A 3,887-nucleotide genomic window follows, 5' to 3' on the forward strand; every position below is an offset into this window, starting at 1 on the left:
CCCCCCTCCACCGCTACGCGGTTCCCCTCCCCCTGCGGGGGAGGAATGCGACTCCGTCCGGTTGCGCATCTGCAGGGCGATCATCACGCCCTTGCCCGGTCGCATCAGCCCCAGCGACAGGCCCAGCACCAGCGGCAGGGCCACGACCAGCATGGCCCAGATCGGCGGATCGTAGACGAGCTGGACGTAGAGGGCGCCGAACACCACCGGCGCGCCGGCGATCTGCATCACGAAGACGGCGGCGCCGTCGCCGGTGTTGAGCCGGGTGAAGTCGAAACCGCAGACGGCGCAGCGGTCGACCACCTTGAGAAAGCCGGCGTAGAGCGGGCCCTTGCCGCAGTTGGGACAACGGCAAAGCAGACCGGCGCGGATCGGGTTGATCCGCGCCGGAGCCGCATTCTGTTTGTCAGTGGTCATTCGTCACCCCGGCGAAGGCCGGGGTCACCCGAAGGTGACGTAGACGAAGGCGAACAGGAACAGCCAGACCACGTCCACGAAATGCCAGTACCAGGCCGCCGCCTCGAAGCCGAAATGCTTCTCGGGGCTCATCTGGCCGGCCATCAGGCGCAGCAGGCAGACAGCCAGGAAGATCGTCCCGATCAGGACGTGGAAGCCATGGAAGCCCGTCGCCATGAAGAAGATCGAACCGTACAGGCCCGAGTTCAGCGCCTCTTCGTTGAAGAACAGGTTCTCATGCAGGATGTGATTGTACTCATAGGCCTGGATCGCGGTGAACAGCACGCCGAGGGCGACGGTGATGGCCAGGCCGATCTTGGCGGCCTTGCGGTCGCCGACCTGCAGGGCGTGGTGGGCCCAGGTCACGGTCGTGCCCGACAGCAGCAGGATGATGGTGTTCAGCAGCGGCAGTTGCCAGGCGTCCAGCACCTCGACGCCCTTGGGCGGCCAGGTCGACCAGGCGGCGGCCGTCTCGGCCCAGTTGCCGATTTCCGGAATGTGGGCGCGAGCCTCGTTGAAGACCGCCATCTCGAAGAACATCCAGAAGAAGGCGGCGAAGAACATGATCTCCGAGGCGATGAACAGGATCATGCCGTAGCGCAGGCCGATCGAGACGACCGGGGTGTGATCGCCCTGGCGGCTTTCCTTGATCACGTCGGCCCACCAGCCGAACATCGACACCAGCACGCCCGCCAGACCGGCGAAGAACAGCGGCTTGCTGCCGTCGGACAGCAGGGCCGAGGCCAGCGGACCGGAGTCGGCCGGGACCAGCCCCTTCATCCACACCACGGCGCCGACCATCATGACCACGACGGCGATCGACGCCACCAGCGGCCAGGGGCTGGGATTCACCAGGTGATAGTCGTGATGCGGAACGGCGTGGGAGTCGGCCATCTGGGTCTCTTGCAACGGTCGAGAGTCGTGTGAAGGAGGCTATAGCGTCCGCTATGCGGCCGCGCCAGTAGCTGGAGCGGGGTTTGCGGCGTCTTGAGCGCCCTTGGTCGGATAGAAGGTGTAGCTGAGGGTGATCTCGCGCACGCCCCGGCTCTCGCGGTCGGTGGCGATCTCGGGCGCGACGAAATACTGGACGGGGAATTTCATGGTCTGGCCGGGGGCGATGACCTGGCCCTCGAAACAGAAGCACTGCAGCTTCTGGAAGTAGGGCCCGGCGCGCTCCGGCACGACATTGTAGGCCGCCGTAGCGTGAATCGGCCGGTCCGAGGTGTTGGTCACGTTGAAGAAGGCGATGCCGGTCTCGCCGATCCGCACCCGCTGGCTGACCTGTTCGGCGCGGAAGGTCATGGGCAGGCCGCGCACATTGGTGTCGAAGCGAATCAGCACCGTCTCGTCCAGCACCTTGTCCGGCGCGACCTCGGCCCGCTTCACCGTGCCGTCGAAACCGGTGACCTGGCAGAAAAGCTGGTACAGCGGCACGGCTGCGAAGGCCGCTCCGGTCATGAGCATGACGGTGAAGACGCAGGCGATGGCGATCAGGTTCTTGCGGTTCACGGCGCCCGCCTCACTCGCCGTAGCCGGCCGGCGCCGCGGCGGCGGCGGCCTGCCGCTCGTCCATATTGGCCTTCATGCGCAGCAGGGTGGTGGCGAACACCAGCACGATGAAGGCCACCAGCGCGCCAGCGATGGCGAGATTGCGCCGCTTGCGCGACGAGAGCTGCTCAGGGGTCAGGCGCATGGCGGTCACAGACTCATCGTTGGCGTCACGCTCTCGACCAGCAGGGCCGCGAACAGGGCCATCAGATACAGGATCGAGAAGGCGAACAGGTTCCGGGCCGGTTTGGCCTCCGCGCGGACATCATACAATGCGGCCTCTCGCCCCACGGCCTCGGCCTTGTCGGGCTGATCGCCGGCGCGCGAGCGCCACAGGCGGACGGCCAGGAACAGGAAGCCCAGTCCGCCCGTGACCGAGACCGCCAGATACACCAACCCGCCCAGGCCGGTCAGTCCGGGCGCCACGGCCACCGGCACGAAGACCAGGCTGTAGAGCAGAATCTGCAGCCGGGTGCTCTTCGCTCCGCGCGCCACCGGCATCATCGGAATGCCCGCCCGGGCGTAGTCGCCCGCCGAATACAGCGCCAGCGCCCAGCTGTGCGGCGGGGTCCACAGGAAGATGATCAGGAACAGCAGCCAGGCCTGCCACGGGGCCGAGCCGGTGGCGGCGGCCCAGCCTATGACCGGCGGAAACGCCCCCGCGGCCCCGCCGATGACGATGTTCTGGGGCGTCCGGCGCTTCAGCAGCAGGGTGTAGAAGCCGGCGTAGTAGAGGATGGTCATGGCCAGCAGGCCGCCGGCCAGCCAGTTGGTCGCCATGCCCAGCAGCATGACCGAGAAGATCGACAGGATGACGCCGAAGGTCATGGCGTCGTTCTTCGAGACCCGGCCGGCCGCCACGGGCCGTCCGCGGGTGCGGCGCATCAGGGCGTCGGTTTCGCCCTCCAGCGCCATGTTCAGCGCCCCCGCGGCGCCGGCGCCGACGGCGATGCACAGGACGGCGATGGCCGCCGACAGCCCGCCGATGTCGCCGCGCGCGACCACCAGCCCGGTGACCGCCGTGAAGATCACCAGCGACATCACGCGCGGCTTCAGCAGCTGGAAGAAGTCTTCCGGCTGGGCCGTGGAGATCGTCGGGGCGGCGGCGGGTCGGGTCATGGGCTTTCTGACGCGCTGAGGGCGCGCGAGGCGCGATAGCGCAAAAAATGCCTGAGGGCCGCCCCCTCGGAAGAAGGAGCGGCCCCCGGCGCGTCTGGTCCGGCTGGACCGGTCCTAGTGATCGTCGCTCTTGACCACCGGCAGCTCGTTGAACTGGTGGTGCGGAGGCGGCGAGGACAGGGTCCACTCCAGGGTCGTGGCGCCTTCGCCCCACGGATTGTCGACCGCCGGGCGACGCCGGATGGCGGCCTCGACCAGCATGATCAGGAAGACCAGCACGCCGACGACGGTGATGACGTAGCCGATCGACGACACCTGGTTCCACAGGGCGTAGCCGTCGGCGTAGTCGACATAGCGCCGCGGCATGCCCTGAAGGCCGAGGAAATGCTGCGGGAAGAACACCAGGTTCACGCCGACGAACATGATCCAGAAATGGGTCGCGCCGAGGAACTCGTTGTACTTCACGCCGAACATCTTCTCGAACCAGTAGTAGAAGCCCGCGAAGATGGCGAAGACGGCGCCCAGCGACAGCACATAGTGGAAGTGGGCCACGACATAGTAGGTGTCGTGCAGGGTGTAATCGATGCCGGCGTTGGCCAGCACCACGCCCGTGACGCCGCCGACGGTGAACAGGAAGATGAAGCCGATCGCCCACAGCATGGGCGTCTTGAAGCTGATCGAACCGCCCCACATGGTGGCGATCCAGCTGAAGATCTTCACGCCCGTCGGCACCGCGATGATCATCGTCGCGGCCACGAAATAGG

The 3,887-nt window shown here is 66.9% G+C and carries 6 protein-coding genes; all 6 read right to left on the bottom strand.

Annotation, left to right across the window (positions count from 1 at the left end):
* The coding region (locus tag RDU12_RS13565; RefSeq protein ID WP_308685145.1) for a DUF983 domain-containing protein at window positions 1-417 on the bottom strand (417 nt) is incomplete at its 3' end.
* Between the two features lie 24 nt (window positions 418-441).
* Window positions 442-1,350: a cytochrome c oxidase subunit 3 gene (locus RDU12_RS13570; protein WP_300291547.1), complete on the bottom strand. Its 909-nt coding sequence runs from the start codon at window positions 1,348-1,350 to the stop codon at window positions 442-444.
* Between the two features lie 51 nt (window positions 1,351-1,401).
* Window positions 1,402-1,965 carry a cytochrome c oxidase assembly protein gene (locus RDU12_RS13575; protein WP_300291546.1) on the bottom strand — a complete coding sequence of 188 codons (564 nt, stop codon included), beginning with the start codon at window positions 1,963-1,965 and terminating at the stop codon, window positions 1,402-1,404.
* 10 nt (window positions 1,966-1,975) lie between these two features.
* On the bottom strand, window positions 1,976-2,149 hold the full coding sequence (locus RDU12_RS13580; RefSeq protein WP_300291544.1) for a hypothetical protein: 174 nt from the start codon (window positions 2,147-2,149) through the stop codon (window positions 1,976-1,978).
* A 5-nt stretch (window positions 2,150-2,154) separates the two neighbouring features.
* Window positions 2,155-3,123 (bottom strand): heme o synthase, encoded by a 969-nt coding sequence (locus RDU12_RS13585; RefSeq protein ID WP_308685148.1) that lies wholly within the window; start codon window positions 3,121-3,123, stop codon window positions 2,155-2,157.
* 114 nt (window positions 3,124-3,237) lie between these two features.
* The coding region (locus tag RDU12_RS13590) for a cbb3-type cytochrome c oxidase subunit I (RefSeq protein WP_308685150.1) at window positions 3,238-3,887 on the bottom strand (650 nt) is incomplete at its 5' end.

The sequence above is a fragment of the Brevundimonas sp. genome (assembly GCF_031082345.1).
In the GTDB taxonomy this organism is placed as follows: domain Bacteria; phylum Pseudomonadota; class Alphaproteobacteria; order Caulobacterales; family Caulobacteraceae; genus Brevundimonas.